The 18,230-nt window shown below is 71.9% G+C and carries 14 protein-coding genes, 1 tRNA gene and 1 pseudogene; 10 read left to right on the top strand and 6 right to left on the bottom strand.

What is annotated here, in order from left to right:
* Positions 1 to 39: 39 nt before the first annotated feature.
* Both EAO72_RS20290 and EAO72_RS20285 read left to right on the top strand, forming a co-directional pair.
* A complete protein-coding gene (locus EAO72_RS20290) occupies positions 40 to 636 on the top strand; it encodes a DUF4291 domain-containing protein (protein WP_148018748.1) in 597 nt (198 codons plus the stop codon).
* 261 nt (positions 637 to 897) lie between these two features.
* Positions 898 to 2,181, top strand: coding sequence for a PQQ-binding-like beta-propeller repeat protein (locus tag EAO72_RS20285; protein WP_148018747.1), 1,284 nt, complete (start codon positions 898 to 900; stop codon positions 2,179 to 2,181).
* Positions 2,182 to 2,262: 81 nt separating this feature from the next.
* On the opposite strand, the gene EAO72_RS20280 is transcribed toward EAO72_RS20285, so the two are convergent.
* Positions 2,263 to 3,147: a LysR family transcriptional regulator gene (locus EAO72_RS20280; RefSeq protein ID WP_222724115.1), complete on the bottom strand. Its 885-nt coding sequence runs from the start codon at positions 3,145 to 3,147 to the stop codon at positions 2,263 to 2,265.
* 81 nt (positions 3,148 to 3,228) lie between these two features.
* On the opposite strand from EAO72_RS20280, the gene EAO72_RS20275 reads away from it, so the two are divergent.
* Positions 3,229 to 3,954, top strand: a complete 726-nt coding sequence (locus EAO72_RS20275; protein ID WP_148018746.1) for an SDR family oxidoreductase — start codon at positions 3,229 to 3,231, stop codon at positions 3,952 to 3,954.
* A gap of 376 nt (positions 3,955 to 4,330) precedes the next feature.
* Here EAO72_RS20275 and EAO72_RS20270 read toward each other — a convergent pair whose 3' ends face one another.
* Together EAO72_RS20270 and hemC are read right to left on the bottom strand one after the other, a co-directional pair.
* Positions 4,331 to 4,798 carry a hypothetical protein gene (locus EAO72_RS20270; RefSeq protein ID WP_261991584.1) on the bottom strand — a complete coding sequence of 156 codons (468 nt, stop codon included), beginning with the start codon at positions 4,796 to 4,798 and terminating at the stop codon, positions 4,331 to 4,333.
* 138 nt (positions 4,799 to 4,936) lie between these two features.
* Complete coding sequence (hemC, locus tag EAO72_RS20265; RefSeq protein WP_148018745.1) at positions 4,937 to 5,872, bottom strand: hydroxymethylbilane synthase; 936 nt, start codon at positions 5,870 to 5,872, stop codon at positions 4,937 to 4,939.
* Positions 5,873 to 6,008: 136 nt separating this feature from the next.
* Between hemC and EAO72_RS20260 the strand changes: the two genes are divergently transcribed.
* Positions 6,009 to 6,776, top strand: a complete 768-nt coding sequence (locus tag EAO72_RS20260; RefSeq protein WP_148018744.1) for a hypothetical protein — start codon at positions 6,009 to 6,011, stop codon at positions 6,774 to 6,776.
* Between the two features lie 206 nt (positions 6,777 to 6,982).
* Here EAO72_RS20260 and EAO72_RS20255 read toward each other — a convergent pair.
* Positions 6,983 to 7,390 (bottom strand): annotated as a pseudogene (locus EAO72_RS20255) (GNAT family N-acetyltransferase); the annotation flags it as partial.
* Between the two features lie 160 nt (positions 7,391 to 7,550).
* Here EAO72_RS20255 and EAO72_RS20250 point away from each other — a divergent pair.
* The 4 genes from EAO72_RS20250 (at position 7,551) to EAO72_RS20235 (ending at position 13,371) form a co-directional block, all read left to right on the top strand.
* Positions 7,551 to 10,211 carry an alpha/beta fold hydrolase gene (locus EAO72_RS20250; RefSeq protein WP_148018743.1) on the top strand — a complete coding sequence of 887 codons (2,661 nt, stop codon included), beginning with the start codon at positions 7,551 to 7,553 and terminating at the stop codon, positions 10,209 to 10,211.
* Positions 10,208 to 11,104, top strand: a complete 897-nt coding sequence (locus tag EAO72_RS20245; protein ID WP_148018742.1) for an ABC transporter permease — start codon at positions 10,208 to 10,210, stop codon at positions 11,102 to 11,104. The genes EAO72_RS20250 and EAO72_RS20245 overlap by 4 nt, the downstream gene beginning before the upstream one ends.
* Positions 11,105 to 11,237: 133 nt before the next feature.
* Positions 11,238 to 12,842, top strand: a complete 1,605-nt coding sequence (locus EAO72_RS20240; RefSeq protein WP_148018741.1) for a vWA domain-containing protein — start codon at positions 11,238 to 11,240, stop codon at positions 12,840 to 12,842.
* Positions 12,843 to 12,921: 79 nt separating this feature from the next.
* Complete coding sequence (locus tag EAO72_RS20235; RefSeq protein ID WP_148018740.1) at positions 12,922 to 13,371, top strand: anthrone oxygenase family protein; 450 nt, start codon at positions 12,922 to 12,924, stop codon at positions 13,369 to 13,371.
* Between the two features lie 18 nt (positions 13,372 to 13,389).
* On the opposite strand, the gene EAO72_RS20230 is transcribed toward EAO72_RS20235, so the two are convergent.
* Both EAO72_RS20230 and EAO72_RS20225 read right to left on the bottom strand, forming a co-directional pair.
* A complete protein-coding gene (locus EAO72_RS20230; protein WP_148018739.1) occupies positions 13,390 to 13,704 on the bottom strand; it encodes an L-rhamnose mutarotase in 315 nt (104 codons plus the stop codon).
* A gap of 338 nt (positions 13,705 to 14,042) precedes the next feature.
* Positions 14,043 to 14,115 (bottom strand) — tRNA-Arg (locus tag EAO72_RS20225).
* A 320-nt stretch (positions 14,116 to 14,435) separates the two neighbouring features.
* On the opposite strand from EAO72_RS20225, the gene EAO72_RS20220 reads away from it, so the two are divergent.
* Together EAO72_RS20220 and EAO72_RS20215 are read left to right on the top strand one after the other, a co-directional pair.
* Positions 14,436 to 16,088 carry a dynamin family protein gene (locus tag EAO72_RS20220; protein WP_148021915.1) on the top strand — a complete coding sequence of 551 codons (1,653 nt, stop codon included), beginning with the start codon at positions 14,436 to 14,438 and terminating at the stop codon, positions 16,086 to 16,088.
* Positions 16,085 to 18,208, top strand: coding sequence for a GTPase (locus EAO72_RS20215; protein ID WP_261991583.1), 2,124 nt, complete (start codon positions 16,085 to 16,087; stop codon positions 18,206 to 18,208). The genes EAO72_RS20220 and EAO72_RS20215 overlap by 4 nt, the downstream gene beginning before the upstream one ends.
* The last annotated feature ends 22 nt before the right edge of the window (positions 18,209 to 18,230 follow it).

Here is an 18,230-nt window from a genome sequence, read left to right as displayed (position 1 = left end):
CGTTCGCCGACGGGCCGCGGCGGATGCTGGGATGAGGGCATGACCGCTCCCACCCCACCTCAACACGAGATCCGCGCGCTCCACACCGACACGACCGTGACCGTCTACCAGGCGTACACCCCGGCCCTCGGCCTCCCCGCCGCCCGTGACGGCCGCTTCCCGCCGGCCTGGAAGCGAGACCGCATGACATGGATCAAGCCGAGCTTTCTGTGGATGATGTATCGCTGCGGCTGGGCGCTGAAGGAGGGCCAGGAGACGGTCCTGGCCGTGGAGATCACCCGCGAGGGCTTCGACTGGGCGCTGGCCAACGCCGAACTCTCGCACTACGAGCGGGGCATGCACCCCGACCGCGCCACCTGGCAGCGCACCCTCCGCCACGCCCCGGCCCGAGTCCAGTGGGACCCCGAGCGCGACCTGCACCTGAACCGGCTCCCGTACCGCTCGCTCCAGTTGGGCCTCGCGGGGGAGGCGTCGCGGCGGTACGCGGACGAGTGGACGGTGTCGATCAGTGACGTCACCCCACTCGCCCGGAAGATTCACGAACTGGCGAGGGCGGGCAAAGCAGATGAGGCGGCCGGGATCCTGCCGGGCGAACGGCCGTACCCGGCACCGCCGTCGACACCGGGAACAGAGTGACGTGAGCGCGGTTTCCGCGTGATCTGCCTGTGCCGGCCGACGCTTTCGAGCGACCGGGCGCTTTGCTCGGCCCCGAGCGGTGCGCTCCCACATCATGTCCTGGCTGACGCGACTACCTGGCCTTTCTCGGCCTCGCGGCAGACCTGTGCTGCTCCAGGCGACTTGTCCGCCTCACCTCATGGAGCACGGTTTAAGCGCACGCGCTGCGAGGACAACGCCACTACGATCCTGCGGAGTTGTCCAAAAAAGGGGGAGATCGCTGTGCGAGCGACGCACCGGCACATCATGCATCTGGCTCTCGTGGCAGTGCTGACCGGTTTGGCCGGCTGTTCCGACGGCGCGTCCGGGACCGACGAGGACGCAGGGGCCCCGGGTGCGGCTTCCGGCGCCAGGCCGCCGGCCTCGGCGAAGCCGAAGGCGTTCGATCCTCCGGCGAAGTTCGGTGAGGGGATCGCTCTGCCCGTGGACGAGGACATCAAGGACTGGGGGTTCGCCCTGCACGGGCCCAGGCTGTACCACCGGACCTCCGAGGCCCTCGATGCCTACGACACCCACTCCGGGCAGAAGCTCTGGTCGTCGCCTCTCGGCCGCAAGAACTGGTACACAGGCAAGGAGGGCGTGCCGAGCGACGACCAGACCATCTCCCCGGTCCTCGCCGAGCAGGACGGGCACACGGGCGTCCTCTTCGCGTACGCCGACTACACGAAGGGCTCGGGCACCGAGCGCGACCGGACCGACGTCTACCTGCGTTCCGTCGACGCGGACAGCGGCAAGGCGTCCTGGACGGTCCGGCTGCCCGCGCCGAAGGGGGCGACCGTCAGCGACCTGGAGCCGGCGGTGATCGGCGCCGAGGGCGGAACCGCGGCCGTCAGGGTCCTCACCAGCACGGACGATGCCGGCAGTGACGGCGGCCAGAGCGCCACCACCTACGCGGTCGACCTGAGGAGCCACCAGGTGACCTGGCAGAAGGACGGCTTCGCGGGCGCCGCGCTGGACGGCGGCGTCGTCGTCGGTGCCCAGCTCAGCGAGGAGGCGACCTTTCAGGTGATCGACGGCTGGCACTCCCCGCAGGAGGACCTCGCTCTCGCGGGCCTGGCGCTCACGGACGGCTCCCCGCGCTGGAAGGAGGAGGGCCGCGCCGGCGTGGAGGTCGAGCAGGTGGGAGGCGGCTTCTTCGTCGCGGGAACGCTGCGCGACAGCCGTACGGGCGAGCGCGTCCCCAGCGCGCCCAACGGCAGCTTCATCCACTGCTTCCACGACCAGAGGTCCGTGGTCGTCTGCGACACCAAGGAGACCGCACGAGGCATCGACGCCCAGAGCCGCGAGGTGCTCTGGACCATCTCGGAGGACGACCCCGCACGGAAGAAGCCCGAGGTCGAGAACGCCTTCCACGGAGCCGTCTACGCAACCGCCGACGCCGACGGCGTCATCCTCGACGCCCGCACGGGCAAGGACCGCGGCCTCTACGACAGCGCGAGCACGTACATGATCAACGAGTACGCCGCGGTGGGTATCGACATGGAGGTGTACCCTGCGACCGGCTGAGCCGGGGAGGCGGCACGGCGGTACGCGGACGGGACGGTGGCGATCCGCGAGGGCATCCGCGGAGTCGGGCGGCGAGGAGGTTCAGGGCGTGGGCGCGGCCGGTGGCGTGTTGCGAAGCCCGGCCGCGGCTCGGGCCAGTGCGGCGAGGGCCGATGAGCGGTGGCCGGCCGGCCATGCGAGCACGGTCGTGATGTCCGGGGCGTCGACGACGGGCACCGCGACATGGTCGGGCCACTGCCAGGCGCGGCTGGAGGCAGGGATGACGAGCAGGGTCTTGCCGAGCGCGACGAGCTGAGCGAGTTGTGACTGGGTGTGCACTTCCGGCCCTGGGCCGTCGGGGTAGGAGCCGTCGAGCCGGGGCCATCGGGCGATGGGAAGGTCCGGCACGTTGCCGACATCCGCGAGGGTGAGCTGGGGGCGTGCGGCGAGCGGGTGTCCCGACGGGAGAAGCGCGACTTGGCCCTCGGTGCAGAGGTCTTCGGTATCGAACCCGGCCAGGTCGTCGACCGGCCGGTGCATGAGGGCCACATCTGCGCGCCCGCTGCGCAGGAACCGAGCCTGCTCACCGACCTCGCACAGGACGACTTCGACCGGTGCCGTATCGGTGTCGGCTGCCGACGAGGCGAGGAGGCGTTGCAGCAGTTCGTGTGACGCGCCGGCTTTCGTCACCAGGATCAGTGGCCGCTGGAGATCCTCTGCCTGCCGCGTCCGGCGCGTGGCAGCCGCGACCGCGTCGAGGACCACCCGGGCTTCGCGCAGCAGGACACGGCCGGCGCCGGTGAGGGCCACCCCTCGTCGGTCCCGGGCCAGGAGCTGGACCCCGAGCCGACGTTCCAGCTGCTGGATGGCGCGCGACAGCGGCGGCTGCGCGATCCCGAGCCGCTGGGCCGCGCGCCCGAAGTGCAGCTCCTCGGCCACCGCGACGAAGTACCGCAGCTCACGGGTCTCCAGGTCGTCCACGCGCATGCCCTATCCACCTTTTGATACCCGCCAGGTATCACAGCGTACTTGATCGATATTGGACGAAACGGACGCCGCGCGCCGAGCATGGGAAGCGTGAACAACACCAAGACAGCGCTGGTCACCGGCGCGAACAAGGGAATCGGTTTCGCCATCGCTCAGGGTCTCGGAGCCCTCGGCTTCACCGTAGCCGTGGGGGCGCGTGACGACACCCGACGCGAGGAGGCCGTGCAGCGGTTGCATGCGGCAGGCATGGATGCGTTCGGAGTCGCCCTCGATGTCACCTCCGACGCCAGTGCCGCCGCAGCGGCGACGAGCATCGAGAAGGAGGCCGGGCGACTCGACGTCCTCGTCAACAACGCAGGAATTTCCGGCCGGTTCGCGGACGGGGCGCAGGACCCCACGACCCTCGACCTCGACGTCCTGCGCACAGTCCTGGAAACGAATGTGTTCGGAGTGGTACGGGTGACGAACGCGATGCTCCCACTGCTCAGCCGTGCCGCCTCGCCCCGGGTCGTCAACATGTCCAGCAACATGGGCTCACTGACGCTGCAGACCGGCCCGGTCATGGCCGCCTACGCCCCCTCCAAGTCGATGCTCAACAGCGTCACAGCCCAGTACGCCCGCCGATTCGCTGACACGGACATCATCGTGAACGTGGCATGCCCCGGGTACGTCGCAACCGACTTCACCGGATTCGCCGGGGAACGCACACCCGAGCAGGGCGCCGCGATCGCCCTTCGCCTCGCCACCCTGCCCGACGACGGCCCCCGAGGCGGCTTCTTCGACGACAACGGAGCCGTCGCCTGGTAACTCTGCGCGCGCGAGAGTGCCGAGGTGGCAGTGGGCGGGCCACGCACCTGGCAGGTATTGGGGCGGACGCCGCACCGACATGCTCAGTCTGGCCGGCGAGTCACGCCTGAGAGAGGACGACCCGCGAACAGCGCACGCGTTCCGAGCGAGCCGGCCCTCGCTTCCACAACGTGCCACTGAGCTTCACCACTTGCCGGCGCCCAGCCAACGGCCGGGTGCGCGAGACATCACTCGTGCACCCGGTCATCGTCATCCCGCGAGCCTGATGGACCCCGCATGGTCCGCCGCAACGCACCCCTGACGGAGATAGGCCGCCCGCGCCCGGCGCAGCGCGTCATCGACGGCCAGAGGCCACTCCGACGCGCGGCGGCGGAGATCACGAGGGCCCGGACAGGGGCTCCTCGCCGTCGTAGGCGGCCAGTGCAGCCTGGCGTAGTTCCAGCAGGTCGCTCAGGTCCTCGCTGGATACGAGTTCCTGGTTCAGCGCCACCATGGCCCCGGCCTCGACCGACGCCCAGGCGTGCCGGGCCCGCTTGTTGGCGCGGCGCCTGGTGTCGCTGTGCAGGAAGCCCGCCCCCGCCGCGAACCCGGCAGAGGCAAGGGCCGCGAGGGCGGCGGGAATGCGTACATCCGCCGAGGCCAGCCCTGCCGCACCCGCCGTGCCCGCGAGCAGGGCAGCGGGGAAGCCGAGGGCGATGTCCGCCTTGGCCCAGAAGTCGGCCCGGCGATGGGCGAGATTCCTCTGGCGCGTCGCCTCGTCTCTCATCCGCTCGATCTCGGTGCGGAGGCGTTGTGCGAGTTCGAGTGGGCTCAGGCGCGTGGGTGCGTCAGTCGAAGCGGCCATGGTGTCATTCCAACACGCCAGCGGCAGAGGGTACTTGGGCAGCCCGCACAGCCTTTGCGGGTGGTGGACGTGGGCTTCTCACAAGGGTGCGCGGCCAAGCCGTTCAGCTCGTGAAGTGGATCAATCCGCCCCGCCCGCTCAGTGAGCGATGCCGTCGATCAGTTCGCGCGCTCCCTGACGCAGCAGTGCCACGGCCACGGAGGTGCCGAGGGTGGCGGGGTCGAGGCGGCCGGCCCACTCGTGGGCGTTGAGCACCGTCTTGCCGTCGGGGGTGAACACCTTGGCCCGGAGGGAGAGTTCCCCGTTGCCCTCGACCTGTGCGTAACCGGCGATCGGCGAGTTGCAGTGGCCCTGCAGAACGTGGAGGAACATCCGCTCGGCGGTCGTCTCGCGATGGGTGGCGGGGTCGCCGAGCGCGCTCACCAGGTCGATGAGTTCGGCGTCGCCCTCGCGGCACTGAAGGGCCAGCACGCCCGCGCCGATCGGCGGGCACATGACCTCCGGCGGCAGGATCTCGGTGATCACGTCGGTACGGCCGATGCGCTCCAGGCCGGACACCGCCAGGAGCAGCGCGTCGGCCTCCCCGGCGGCGAGCTTCTCCATCCTGCGGTTCGCGTTGCCGCGCATCGGTACGCAGTCCAGATGCGGGTGCGACGCGGCCAGTTGGGCCGAGCGGCGGACCGAGGAGGTGCCGATCCGGGTGCCGGGCGGGAGCTGGTCCAGGCGGACTCCGGCCGGGTGGACCAGGGCGTCCCGGATGTCGTCGCGCTTGAGGAACGCCGCGAAGGTCGTCCCGGCGGGCAGGGGCCGGTCGGCGGGGATGTCCTTGACACAGTGCACCGCGAGGTCGGCGTCACCGGCGAGCAGCGCCTGGTCGACCTCCTTGGTGAACGCGCCCTTGCCCTCGACCGCGCTCAGGTCGCCCATCCACTTGTCGCCCGTCGTCTTGACCGGGACGACTTCGGTGTGGGTGCCGGGGTGGAGCGCTGCCAGTTCGGCACGGACGCGTTCGACCTGGGCGAGGGCCATGGGTGAGTCGCGGGACACGATGCGGATCAGATCAGGGGCCGACATGGCGCCCATGATAGGCCGTCAGGTGCGTCGGTCCGGCCCGGCACGTCGGCCGGCCGGGAACGGCCCCCGGCGGGCGGGCAGTAGTGAATCATGGTGCAGAGGTGCGGGGTGCGACGGGCGGCCGAGGGGGAGCGGGATGATTTCCGAGCCGGAGATGGCGGGGGAGTTCGAGGAGGCGTCCGCCGTACGCGAAGTGCTGGTCCATTCCGGCCCGCAGGCCGCGGGAGACCGCCCGCCGCGAGCGCCCAGGTCCGGGCCCGGGAGCAGGTGGCTGTGGGCGCTCGGCGGGGCCCTGGTGGCGTCGGCCGTGTGGGGAGCGGTGCTGTTCGCGGACGGATCGCGTGACGGGGTGCCGGATATGCACGGGTACCGGTTGGGCCAGGATCCCTGTGGGGCCGTGGGACTGAAGTCGCTCGGGGCGGCGATCGCGCCGGGACAGCCCGAGAGAGAGCTCGGGGCGATGCCGCTGCGGGACGACGCTCTCGACCGGGCCGAGTGCTACATCCCTCTCGGTGTCGAGCGTGCGCAGAAGCAGTCGGACAACGGCTGGACGATCGACCACACCGTCACAGTCAAGGTCGTGCTGCACAAGAAGACCGACCCGCGCGTCGAGTTCGAGGCGGGGCGGACCGCGACCGGCTTCGGGGTGGCACCGGAGACCGAGGTGGAGGAGGTGCCGGAGCTCGGCGACAAGGCGTACCTGCTCTCCCTGGGAGACGGGGAGCAGGAACTGCGCGTCCTGCACGGCGGCGCGGTCCTCTCCCTGGCACTTTCGGCCTCCCACACCTGGGAGGGTGACAACGGACAGCCGCCCGACGATGCCGTGGAGCTGCCGGATCTGTCCGCCTACAAGGCCGCCATGATCAGCGACATGCGCGACCTCATGTCCGGCCTCAAGGGCTGAACCCCGCTCACTCCGACGCCCCTGCGCGCGGAGAGCGATCGGAGCAACCAGCATGACCACCACGACGATCAGCCCTGCCCGCCACCGCCTCCTCGGCGACCAGACCTGGCAGGCCAGCCGTTGTCCGACTGCTTCTGCGCACGCTCGACACCGAGAGGGATGTAGCACTCGGCCCGGTCGAGAGCGTCGTCCCGCAGCGGCATCGCCCCGAACCCCCACGTCAGCATCGCGAAGCGCCCGTCGTCCGCCGCCCCCGCCGAGCGGTACGTCGCCTGCGCCGCCTCGTTGTCCAGGTCCACGCCCACCCACATGTCGTAGCAGCCCCGGTCCTCGGCCACCGCCGCCAGCGCCCGCGTCAGGGCGCGGCCGATGTCACGCCGGCGGTAGGGCGCGTCGACGGAGAGTTCGTACAGGCACATCTCCGCGCCCTTGTCCGGGTGCAGCATCTCGATGCCGGACACGAAGCCGGCCGGGACGCCGGCCACGTACGCGATCATCATCAGATGGCCGTCCGCGGCGAGGAAGCGGGCCGCCCACTCCGGGCGCGCCGGGCCGTCGTAGAGGTGCTGGGCGGCTTCGAGTTCGGCGACGGTCGTGGCGCGCCGGATATCCACCGGGTTGTCCATGGAACGCCTTTCGGAGGTCGGGCCGGGCCGCGCGGCGGGCATACCGCGAGCGGAGTACGCCGGGGGAGCGCCGTACGCCTTGAGGAGGCCGGGCACTTCCGCCTGACGGCAGCCTAGGCGGGGCGGCGGTCCGCTTAGGCTCGACATCATGGAGACCCCTATTGCGCGTACGTCCAGGTGGCGGCGTCTGCTGCCCCGCTCCCGAGGCCGGTGGGCGGCGGGCATCGCCGCGCTCGTCGTGCTGGCCGGGGCGGGCACCTGGACCGCCGTGGCCGACGACAGCGCGCCGGCCGTCCACCGGCAGGACCGGATGATGCGCGTCGACGGGGTGTCCGTCGACACCTCGTACTTCACCACCGGCGGCACACAGCGCCGGCCCGCCGTGCTCATCGGCCACGGATTCGGCGGCAGCAAGGCCGAGACGCGGGAGCAGGCCGAACAGCTGGCCGCCGACGGGTACGCCGTCATGACCTGGTCCGCGCGCGGCTTCGGTAAGTCGGGCGGCACGATCTCGCTCAACGCGCCCGACCGCGAGGTCAAGGACGTCTCCCGGCTGATCGACTGGCTCGCCGCCCGCCCCGAGGTCCAGCTCGACAGCAAGGGCGATCCACGCGTCGGCGTCACCGGGGCCTCCTACGGCGGAGCCGTCTCGCTCCTCGCCGCCGGGTACGACCGGCGCGTCGACGCCATCGCCCCGGAGATCACCTACTGGAACCTCGCCGACGCGCTCTTCCCCGACGGGGTGTTCAAGAAGCTCTGGGCCGGCATCTTCGTCACCACGGGCGGCGGCTGCGGGAACTTCGAGAAGCAGCTCTGCGACATGTACGAGCGGGTCGCCGTCAGCGGCAAGCCGGACGCCGCTGCCCGCGCCCTGCTCACCGAACGGTCCCCGAGCGCCGTCGCCGACCGCATCAAGGTGCCCGCGCTCATCGTGCAGGGGCAGACCGACTCCCTCTTCCCGCTCGGCCAGGCCGACGCCATGGCCAAGGCCATCGACGCCAACGGCGCACCCGTCTCCGTCGACTGGATCGCCGGCGGGCACGACGGAGGCGACATGGAGACCGACCGGGTGCACAAGCGCGTCAGCGACTGGTTCGACCGCTACCTGAAGGACGACAAGGGCGCCGCCACCGGCCCCGCCTTCCGCGTCACCCGTACCGGCGGCATCGACTCCACCGACGGTGCCGCCCTCACCCGCGGCGCGAGCGGCGATACCTACCCCGGGCTGCGCAGCGGCCCCGAGAGCGTCGAGCTGAACGGCGGCACGCAGAAGTTCAGCAACCCCGCCGGAGCCAACCCGCCCGCCATCTCCGCCGTCCCGGGCGTCGGCGGCGGCCTCGCCCAGCTGTCCACGCTCGGCGTCGGACTCTCCCTTGACTTCCCCGGGCAGTACGCCCGCTTCGACTCCGCCCCGCTGACGGCCTCCCGGCGCGTCACCGGCTCACCGACCGTCCGCGTGAACGTGAAGGCGGGAGCGGGCGACGCGGTGCTGTTCGGCAAGGTGTACGACGTGTCGCCGGACGGGAAGCAGCAGGTGCTGCCCTCCCAGCTCGTCGCCCCCTACCGGATCACCCCCGCGCAGCAGGGCAAGCCCATCGAACTGACGCTGCCCGCCGTCGACCACGAGATCGACTCGGGACACCGCCTGCGCCTCGTGCTGGCCGCCACCGACCTCGGCTACGCGTCCCCGGCCGCGCCGACCACGTACACCGTCTCCCTCGACGGTCCGCTGGCCGTCCCCACCGCGCCCGGTCTGAAGACGGCTGCGGCCACGCTGCCCTGGTGGACCTGGGGCCTCCCGGCCGCCGCCGCCGTGATCGCGGCGGTCCTGCTGCTCTCCACCCGGCGCCGTACCGCCACCCCCGCCCCGGACCCCGCACTCACCGACGTACCGCTGCAGATCACGGGCCTGTCGAAGAAGTACGCCAAGTCCGCCAACCGGTACGCGGTCAGGGAGCTGTCGTTCCGCGTGGAGAAGGGCCAGGTGCTCGGGCTGCTCGGGCCGAACGGCGCCGGCAAGACCACCACGCTGCGCATGCTCATGGGACTCATCACGCCCGACGACGGCGAGATCCGCGTCTTCGGGCGGGCCATCCGGCCGGGTGCGCCCGTACTGTCCCGCGTCGGGTCCTTCGTCGAAGGCGCCGGCTTCCTGCCGCACCTGTCGGGCCGCGCCAACCTGGAGCTGTACTGGCAGGCGACCGGGCGCCCCGCCGAGGACTCGCACATCGAGGAGGCCCTGGAGATCGCCGGGCTCGGCGACGCACTGGCCAGGGCCGTCCGCACGTACTCGCAGGGCATGCGGCAACGCCTCGCCATCGCCCAGGCCATGCTCGGGATGCCGGACCTCCTCATCCTCGACGAGCCGACCAACGGGCTCGACCCGCCCCAGATCCGCGAGATGCGCGACGTGATGATCCGGTACGCGGCCGGCGGCCGGACCGTCATCGTCTCCAGCCATCTCCTGTCCGAGGTCGAGCAGTCCTGCACCCACCTGGTGGTCATGGACCGCGGCCGGCTCGTCCAGGCCGGACCCGTCGCCGAGATCACCGGCTCCGGCGACATGGTGCTGGTCACCTCCGCCGAGGAGATCACCGAACCGCTCGTCGAGAAGATCGCCTCACTCGCGGGCATCGGCTCCGCCGTCCGCACCGACGACACGCACGGGCTGCTCGTCCGGCTCGACGGCGCCACCTCGCCACAGCTCGTCACCGAACTGGTGCGCCTGGACGTGCCGTTGACCGGCGTCGGGCCGCACCGCCGCCTGGAGGACGCGTTCCTCACCCTGATCTCCGGAGGCTCCGCATGATCGCCACGGCAGAAGCAGCAGAAGCGGCCGACGTCGCCGAAGCTCCCGAGGCGCGCGGATACCGTGCCCGGCGCACCCTTCCGCTGCGCGTGGAGGCCGTACGCCAGCTGCGCAGGAGGCGCACCCTGCTGATGGGCGGGGTGCTGGGCGCGCTGCCGTTCATCCTGATCGTCGCGTTCGCGATCGGCGGCACGCCGGACGGTGGTCCCGGGGGAGGTGACCGGGTCACGCTGATGGACACCGCGACCGCGTCCGCGGCGAACTTCGCGGCGACGTGCCTGTTCGTCTCGGCCGGCTTCCTGCTCGTGGTTCCGGTCGCGCTGTTCTGCGGCGACACCGTTGCCTCCGAGGCCAGTTGGTCCTCGTTGCGCTACCTGCTGGCCGCGCCCGTGCCGCGGGCGAGGCTGCTGTGGAGCAAGCTCGTCGTGGCGCTCGGCTTCAGTCTCGCCGCGATGGTGCTGCTGCCGCTCGTCGCGCTGGCCGCCGGGGCCGCCGCGTACGGCTGGGGGCCGCTCGAACTGCCTACCGGCGGCGCGCTCGCGACCGGGGACACGGTGCCCAGGATCGCGCTCGTCGTCGCCTTCATCTTCGTGTCCCAACTCGTCACCGCCGGGCTGGCGTTCTGGCTGTCGACCAAGACGGACGCCCCGCTCGGCGCGGTGGGCGGCGCGGTCGGACTGACCATCGTCGGCAATGTGCTGGACGCGGTCACCGCGCTCGGCTCCTGGCGCGAATTCCTGCCCGCCCACTGGCAGTTCGCGTGGGCCGACGCGCTCCAGCCCGATCTGGAGTGGGCGGGCATGGCGAAGGGCGCGGCGATCTCGGTGACGTATGCCCTGATCCTGTTCGCCTTCGCCTTCCGGGGATTCAGTCGTAAGGACATCGTGTCCTGACCTTGACATTCCGCCGGATCACCGTCCGTCGTTGCCGCATCGAGATCCTTCCGCAACGTCCTCGACGGCTCCGGCGCCCCCGCTCGCACGTCACATTCACACGTAGTGACACGACGACACTGGGGGCCGAACGATGGGACGCAGGACACGGATGTACCGGGGAGCGGTGGGGCTGTTCCTCGTAGGGGGCGTACTTCTCACCGGTTGCTCGGGGGGCGGGACGTACGACACGAGTTCCGCCGAGAAGGGCAAACGGGCGGCCGGTCCCGCACCGGCCGCCCCCGGCGGAGGATCGGCCGCGGACGCGCCGAGGCCGACGGACGGTGCGCAGAAGGCGGACGGTGCGAAGAGGGCGGACGGCCTGAAGGAGCCCGCGGCGCCGGACTACCTGTCCACCTTCGCGCTGGACGTGGACACCGCCTCGTACGGCTACGCGCGCCGCACCCTCGCCGACGGCAGGCTCCCGGGCCCGGAGACCGTACGGCCGGAGGAGTTCGTCAACAGCTTCCGCCAGGGCTACGACCGCCCGGACGGCAACGGCTTCACGGTCTCCGTCGACGGCGCGCGGGCCGGCGCGGAGGACGGTGACTGGTCGCTGGTACGGGTCGGCCTCGCCACCAAAGCAGCGCCCAGCAGCGCCGAACGGCCGTCGGCCGCCCTCACGTTCGTCGTCGACATCTCCGGCTCGATGGCCTCGTCCGACCGGCTCGGCCTGGTGAAGACCTCGCTCGGCATCCTCACCGACGAGCTGCGCGACGACGACTCGGTCTCCCTGGTCACCTTCAGCGACGAGGCGAAGACCGTCCTGCCGATGACCCGGCTGAAGGACCACCGCGGGAAGATCCACGACGCCGTCGACTCCATGGAGCCAGCCGACTCCACCAACGTGGGGGCGGGCGTCCGGCGCGGGTACGAGGAGGCCGTCGACGGCCACCGCAAGGGCGCCAACAACCGCGTCGTCCTGCTCTCCGACGCGCTGGCCAACACCGGCGACACCGACGCCGACGCGATCCTCGAACGCGTCGACTCGGCCCGCCGCGACTACGGCATCACCCTCTTCGGAGTCGGCGTCGGCAGCGACTACGGCGACGCCCTGATGGAACGCCTCACCAACAAGGGCGACGGCCACACCACGTACATCGCCGACGAGGAGCAGGCCCGCAAGGTCTTCGTCGACCAACTGCCCGCCCACATCGAACTGACGGCGCGCGACGCGAAGGCGCAGGTTGCGTTCGACCCGAAGACCGTGGAGAAGTTCAAACTGATCGGCTACGAGGACCGCAAGGTCGCCGACGACGACTTCCGCGACGACAGCGTGGACGGCGGCGAGATCGGCCCCGGCCACACGGTGACGGCGCTCTACGCCGTACGCCTGCGGGACGGAGCATCCGGCCATGTAGCCACCGCGACCGTGCGCTGGCTGGACCCCAAGTCCCGGGCGGCGCACGAGGAGTCGGGCTCGGTCGAGACCGGCGCGATCGACGGCAGGCTGTGGGGCGGAAGCAACGCCCGCCTCCAAGTCGCCGCAACCGCAGCCTACTTTGCCGATCACCTGCGAGGCGGCGCGCTCCCGGGCGCGCCCGGGCTGGCGGAACTGGCCACCAGGGCCGACGAACTGGCGCGAACGACCGAGGACGCCTCGGTGGCGAAGCTGGCCACGGCCATCGCCGAGGCGGACCGCCTCAAGGACGGCCGCGCCGACACGGGAACGGGCGCGGACGAGGGCGAGATGAACTGACGGCACCTCGCGCCGACCGGGTCGTACAGTCCTTCGAAATCAGGCTGTACGACCCGCCCTGTCGCGCCATGATGGGCCCATGGCCTCCCCGTTCCTGACTCTCGCCGTGATCACGACCGGCCTCTACGCCGGTTTCATGATCACCTTCCTCGTCGCGATCATGCCCGGGCTGGCCGCGCTGCCCGACGCCGGCTTCACGGCGGCGATGCGCCGCTTCAACGAGAAGGTCCCGGGACCCGCCTTCCTGGTCCTCTTCCTCGGCGTGATCGCCTTGCCGGCGGTCGCGGCCTTCACCGAGTACGGAGAGGACGGCTGGCCGCTGGTCACCGTGGCGCTGGGGTGTGCCGTCGTCTCCCACCTGGTGACGATCGCCGGCAACATCCCGTTGAACCAGGCGCTGGCCGACTCCGAGGGCGGCGACGACAGCGCGGCCCGTACCGCGTTCGAAGCCCGCTGGAACGCCCGGCACCGCGTCCGTACCGCGCTCTCGCTGGCCGCGTTCGTCCTGCTGGCGGCTGCCGACATCTGACGGGGCACGGGCACCGCCTCAGGCCAGGTGGAAGACCTCGGCGAGCGGCACCATCGCGTCGTCCGCCGCCTCCGACTGCTCGAAGAACCCGGCCATGTCACGCTGCCACCGCTCGTTCACCTCGGTCGCGGCCATCGCCTCACGGGCCGCGTCGAAGTCCTCCGTCTCCAGATAGCCGACGAGCAGCCCGTCCTCGCGGAGGAAGAGCGAGTAGTTGTGCCAGCCCGCCTCGGAGAGCGCCGCGAGCATGTCCGGCCAGACGGCGGAGTGCCGCGCACGGTATTCGTCGACGCGGTCCTTGCGTACGTTCAGCAGGAAGCAGACGCGCTGCATGATCGGGACTCCCGGGCGAGGGGCGCGTCGGCGCGGGGCCGGCAGGCGCACGGTCTGAAAGGTTTCAATCGAGCTGGTCGGAGGTTAGACGGGCGCCGGGTGCAGGGTCAATGGCGCAGCCGTCCCCCGGCCCACTGCCCTGCGGACACGGCGGCTGCGGGCGCCGGCGTCGTGGAGGGCGTACGAGAACGGAAGCGCAGGCGCTCGGCCCGGCGCCGGTGGCACCCGGGCCTCGGCGCCCGTAGTCCTTACGCGTTCGCTACGGCGCCCTCGCTACCGTGCTGTGACCTGCAGAAAAGGCCCTCCCGAAGGAGGGCCTGATATGGGCTGGGCTGATGCGCCCCCGGCAGGACTCGAACCTGCGGCCAAGCGCTTAGAAGGCGCCTGCTCTATCCACTGAGCTACGGGGGCCGGGTGGTGGCCTCGGTGGCCGCCTGAAGCCCTGGACCGGGGCGGTCCGTGACCTTGCCGGGACAAGGATAGGGCTCCGATTGACTCGGCCCGGTTGCTTCACCTGCGTGGCACGATGTGGAGGTTCAGTGAAGCGAGACGATAATCGCAGGTGGGTGCGATTCATGCATCGCTTTTGACGCCTGACGCCCCGGGTGTTGTGCACTCGTTATGCCTGCGCCCCACTCGTCCCCTCTGTCCGGACGGAGGAACCGGCGCGCAGAGGTGTCTATACGCTTCAAAAAGGCGCCAAAATTGGGCATTCTTCGCATGTGGTGACCTTGGACGTACGGCCTCAGCTCATCGACGCACTTTCCGCCCTGCGCGACCGTGTCGCTGCCGTGCGTCTTCCACTCCCGCTCCCAGGAGCTCCACGCGCCCGGCAGACCAGGATCGAACTGCTCGCCCAGCTCGACGACTACCTGCTGCCCAGGCTCAAGGACCCCGAGGCCCCCCTCCTCGCGGTCATCGGCGGATCCACCGGCGCGGGCAAGTCGACGCTCGTCAACTCGCTCGTCGGACGCCGCGTCAGTGAGGCCGGGGTGCTGCGGCCGACCACGCGCACGCCGGTGCTCGTCTGCCATCCGGATGATCATCACTGGTTCGCCGACGTCCGGGTGCTGCCCCAGCTCACCCGCGTCTGGCTGCCGCCCGAGGAGTCCGCCGACCCCGGCCAGTGCGACGACCTCGACGGACCCGACGGGAACGCCGCCGAGGAAGGGACCGCCCTGCGCGTCGAGACCGCCGCCGGGCTGCCGCGCGGCCTTGCCCTGCTGGACGCCCCGGACATCGACTCGCTCGTCGTACGCAACCGCGTCCTGGCCGCCGAACTCATCTGCGCGGCGGACGTCTGGGTCATGGTGACCACCGCCTCCCGCTATGCCGACGCCGTGCCGTGGCATCTGCTGCGTACGGCCAAGGAGTACGACGCCTCCCTCGTCACCGTCCTCGACCGGGTACCGCACCAGGTCATCGCCGAGGTCTCACGGCAGTACGGCGCGCTGCTCACCAAGGCCGGTCTCGGCGAGGTGCCGCGCTTCACCATCCCCGAACTGCCCGAGTCCGCCGGTGGCGGCAGCGGGCTGCTCCCCACCACGGCCGTCGCCCCGCTGCGCGCCTGGCTCACCCATCGCGCGCAGGACCCGGCGGCCCGTCAGCAGGCGGTCGGGCGAACGGCGGCCGGGGTTATCGACTCCCTCGACGTCCGGATGCCGGCCCTGGCCGGAGCAGTCGCGGCGCAGTACGCGGCCGCCGTACGGCTGACCGGGGCGGTGGAGGAGGCGTACCGCAAGGAGGGCGCACGTGTCCGGAAGCGGCTCCAGAGCGGCGGGGCACTCGCCGGGGACGCGCGGACCCGGTGGCGCGGCTACCCGCTCTACAGCACCTCGGAGGAAGTGCTCGACGCACTCGTGGAATCCCTCGCCGCGCTCCTGGAATGCGCGGTGGCCGCCGCCGACGAAACGATCCGCACGACCTGGCGGCGGGAACCCGCGGCCGCCGCCCTCGGCTTCGAGACCAGGGGCCGGGAAGCGGGCGGCTGGGGACCGCCCGAGGACATCCGCGGCCGGATCGCCATGGCCGTACGGAGGTGGCGCCGGGTCCTGGAGGAACTGGCCGAGGAAGAGGTGCGGCTCATGGAACGCAACACCGCACCCGACACCGAGACCGTCGCCGCGCTCCTTGCCGCCGCCCTCCTCGGCGGACGCCGGGCCCGTACCGCGGGCGAGCAACTGGCCGAACGCATCGGCGTCCAGGGCGCGCTGCGCCTGCGCGACAAGGGCGGCGCACTGCTCACCAGCTATCTCGACCAGGTGCTCGGCGGCGAACGCGACCGCCGGCTCGCCCCGCTGGACGCACTCGACGTGGCCCCAGAGCCGCAGGCCGAACTGATCGCCGCGCTGTCCGTACTGCAGAAGGAGAGGTGGCAGCGATGACTGCCGTCACTGACGAAGGTCCGGGACAGAGCCGGGGACCGGGACGGAGCCGGGGACCGGCGGTACCCGGGCGTGGGCCGGCACCCGGGCGTGGAACGGATGGTTCCGGCGCGGATGGTTGTGGCGCGGATCGTTCTGGAGTCGCGGGTTCTGGCACGGCCGGTTCCGGACCGGACCGTTCCGGACCGGACCGTTTCGGCCCGGACGGCCCCGGCTCGGGCCCACGCCCCGGCTCCGGCTCCGGCGAGCAGCCCGGGCACGACGACGCGAGGCCGCCCGGAGGCTGGGACGACGGACTGATCGCCCGCCGGGCCGCTGCCGACACCGGGCAGACCGCGCCCGACGAGGCCCCCGCAGCCGTCCCGGAGGACGACGTACGGCCCCAGGTCGAGGCGTACGTACCCTCCGACAGTCCGCTCAGTTCGCGCCTGGACGCGCTGCGCGAACTCGTCGGCCTCTCCAGGGCCCGGCTGGAGAGGGCCGACCTCGCGGAGGCGGGGCGGGTGCTCGACGAGGCCGCGGCCCGCCGGCGGCTCTCCTCCCGCCACACCGTCGTCGCCATCGCCGGAGCGAGCGGCAGCGGCAAATCGACCCTTTTCAACTCCCTCGCGGGCGCCCAGATCTCCGAGACCGGACTCCGCAGGCCCACCACCGCCGCGCCCCTCGCCTGCTCCTGGACGGACGGTGCCGCGGGGCTGCTGGACCGGCTCGCGATCCCCGGGCGCCTCAGGCGCAGGCCGCAGCCCGGCAGCGCGGCAGCCGACGAGGCGCTCCAGGGCCTCGTCCTGGTCGACCTGCCCGACCACGACTCGGCGGCGCGCGGGCACCGCGACCAGGTGGACCGGGTGCTGGCGCTCGTCGACGCGGTGATCTGGGTGGTGGACCCGGAGAAGTACGCGGACGCCGCCCTCCACGAGCGCTACCTGCGGCCGCTCGCCGGACACGCGGAGGTCACCTTCGTCGTCCTCAACCAGATCGACCGGCTGCCCGGCGAGGCCGCCGACCAGGTCCTGGACGACCTGCGCCGGCTCCTCGACGAGGACGGCATGGCGCTGGGCGAACACGGCGAACCCGGCGCCACCGTCCTGTCCCTGTCCGCGCTCACCGGCGACGGAGTCGGCGAACTGCGTGAACTGCTGGGCCGGTTCGTCCAGGACCGTACGGCAGCCACCCGCCGGCTCTCCGCGGACGTGGACGCCGCCGCGGACCGGCTCCGCCCGGTGTACGTCGCCGAGGGGCGGCCGGGGCTGGGGGAGCGGGCCCGGGAGGAGTTCGCCGACCGCCTCGCGGAGGCCGTCGGCGCAGCCGCCGCCGGACAGGCAGCCGAACGCGAGTGGCGCCGCAACGCCGGACGGGCGTGCGGGACGCCGTGGCTGCGGCTGTGGCGCTGGTACGAGTCGACCCGGCAGCCCGGCGGCCCGGACCGCGGCGCACTCGGCGCCCCGCCGGAGGAGCAGCTCACCGCACGCCAACGCGTCGAACAGGCCGTGCGCACGGTCGCCGACGACGCGGCCGACGGACTGCCCGGGCCATGGGCGCAGGCGGTGCGCGAGGCCGCCGTGCACGGGGCTCAGGGGCTGCCGGAGGCACTCGACGAACTGGCGGGTCGGGCTGCGGGGACGGAGGGCGGCCGGGGCGCGGACGGCGGCGGTATGAACGGTGCGTCGGCCGCCGGTACGAACGGCGCGTCGGCCGGTGCCTCGGACGGTGTCCGAGAAGGGGCTTTCCCGGCTCAGCAGGGGCGCGGGACGAAGCCTCCGCGCCCGGCCTGGTGGCCCGCGGCCGTACTGGCCCAGGTGGTGATGACGCTGCTGCAGATCCTCGGCGGCCTGTGGCTCGCCGGCCAGATCATCGGCGTCCTGCAGCCGGGTCTGCTGACGCCCGCTCTGGTGATGCTGGCGGGCATCATCGGCGGTCCGTTGGTGGAGTGGTCGTGCGCGGCGGCTGCCCGGGGGCCCGCGCGTCGGTACGGCCAGGAGGCCGAACGAAGGCTGCGCGAAGCGGCGGCGGCCTGCGGGCGGGCGCGGGTACTCGACCCCGTGTCGGCGGAACTGGTGCGCTACCGGGAGGTGCGCGAGCGTTTCGTGGCGGTGACGGAGTTTTCCACAACGGGCCGTTAGTCCACAGGCGTCAGCGGGAATT

The organism is Streptomyces sp. OR43, assembly GCF_008042275.1.
GTDB lineage: Bacteria > Actinomycetota > Actinomycetes > Streptomycetales > Streptomycetaceae > Streptomyces.
Note: the sequence above shows the minus strand (reverse complement) of the source record. Positions and strands in the feature narration are given on the sequence as shown.

Bases quoted from the DNA above. Each gene is read 5' to 3' on its own strand.
- hemC (WP_148018745.1), bottom strand. From the start codon at position 5,872: ATGTCGGCCCCTGATCTGATCCGCATCGTGTCCCGCGACTCACCCATG.
- EAO72_RS20280 (WP_222724115.1), bottom strand. From the start codon at position 3,147: ATGCGCGTGGACGACCTGGAGACCCGTGAGCTGCGGTACTTCGTCGCG.
- EAO72_RS20290 (WP_148018748.1), top strand. From the start codon at position 40: ATGACCGCTCCCACCCCACCTCAACACGAGATCCGCGCGCTCCACACC.
- EAO72_RS20235 (WP_148018740.1), top strand. From the start codon at position 12,922: ATGGCCTCCCCGTTCCTGACTCTCGCCGTGATCACGACCGGCCTCTAC.
- EAO72_RS20270 (WP_261991584.1), bottom strand. From the start codon at position 4,798: ATGGCCGCTTCGACTGACGCACCCACGCGCCTGAGCCCACTCGAACTC.
- EAO72_RS20260 (WP_148018744.1), top strand. From the start codon at position 6,009: ATGATTTCCGAGCCGGAGATGGCGGGGGAGTTCGAGGAGGCGTCCGCC.
- EAO72_RS20240 (WP_148018741.1), top strand. From the start codon at position 11,238: ATGGGACGCAGGACACGGATGTACCGGGGAGCGGTGGGGCTGTTCCTC.
- EAO72_RS20275 (WP_148018746.1), top strand. From the start codon at position 3,229: ATGGGAAGCGTGAACAACACCAAGACAGCGCTGGTCACCGGCGCGAAC.
- EAO72_RS20245 (WP_148018742.1), top strand. From the start codon at position 10,208: ATGATCGCCACGGCAGAAGCAGCAGAAGCGGCCGACGTCGCCGAAGCT.
- EAO72_RS20215 (WP_261991583.1), top strand. From the start codon at position 16,085: ATGACTGCCGTCACTGACGAAGGTCCGGGACAGAGCCGGGGACCGGGA.
- EAO72_RS20230 (WP_148018739.1), bottom strand. From the start codon at position 13,704: ATGCAGCGCGTCTGCTTCCTGCTGAACGTACGCAAGGACCGCGTCGAC.
- EAO72_RS20250 (WP_148018743.1), top strand. From the start codon at position 7,551: ATGGAGACCCCTATTGCGCGTACGTCCAGGTGGCGGCGTCTGCTGCCC.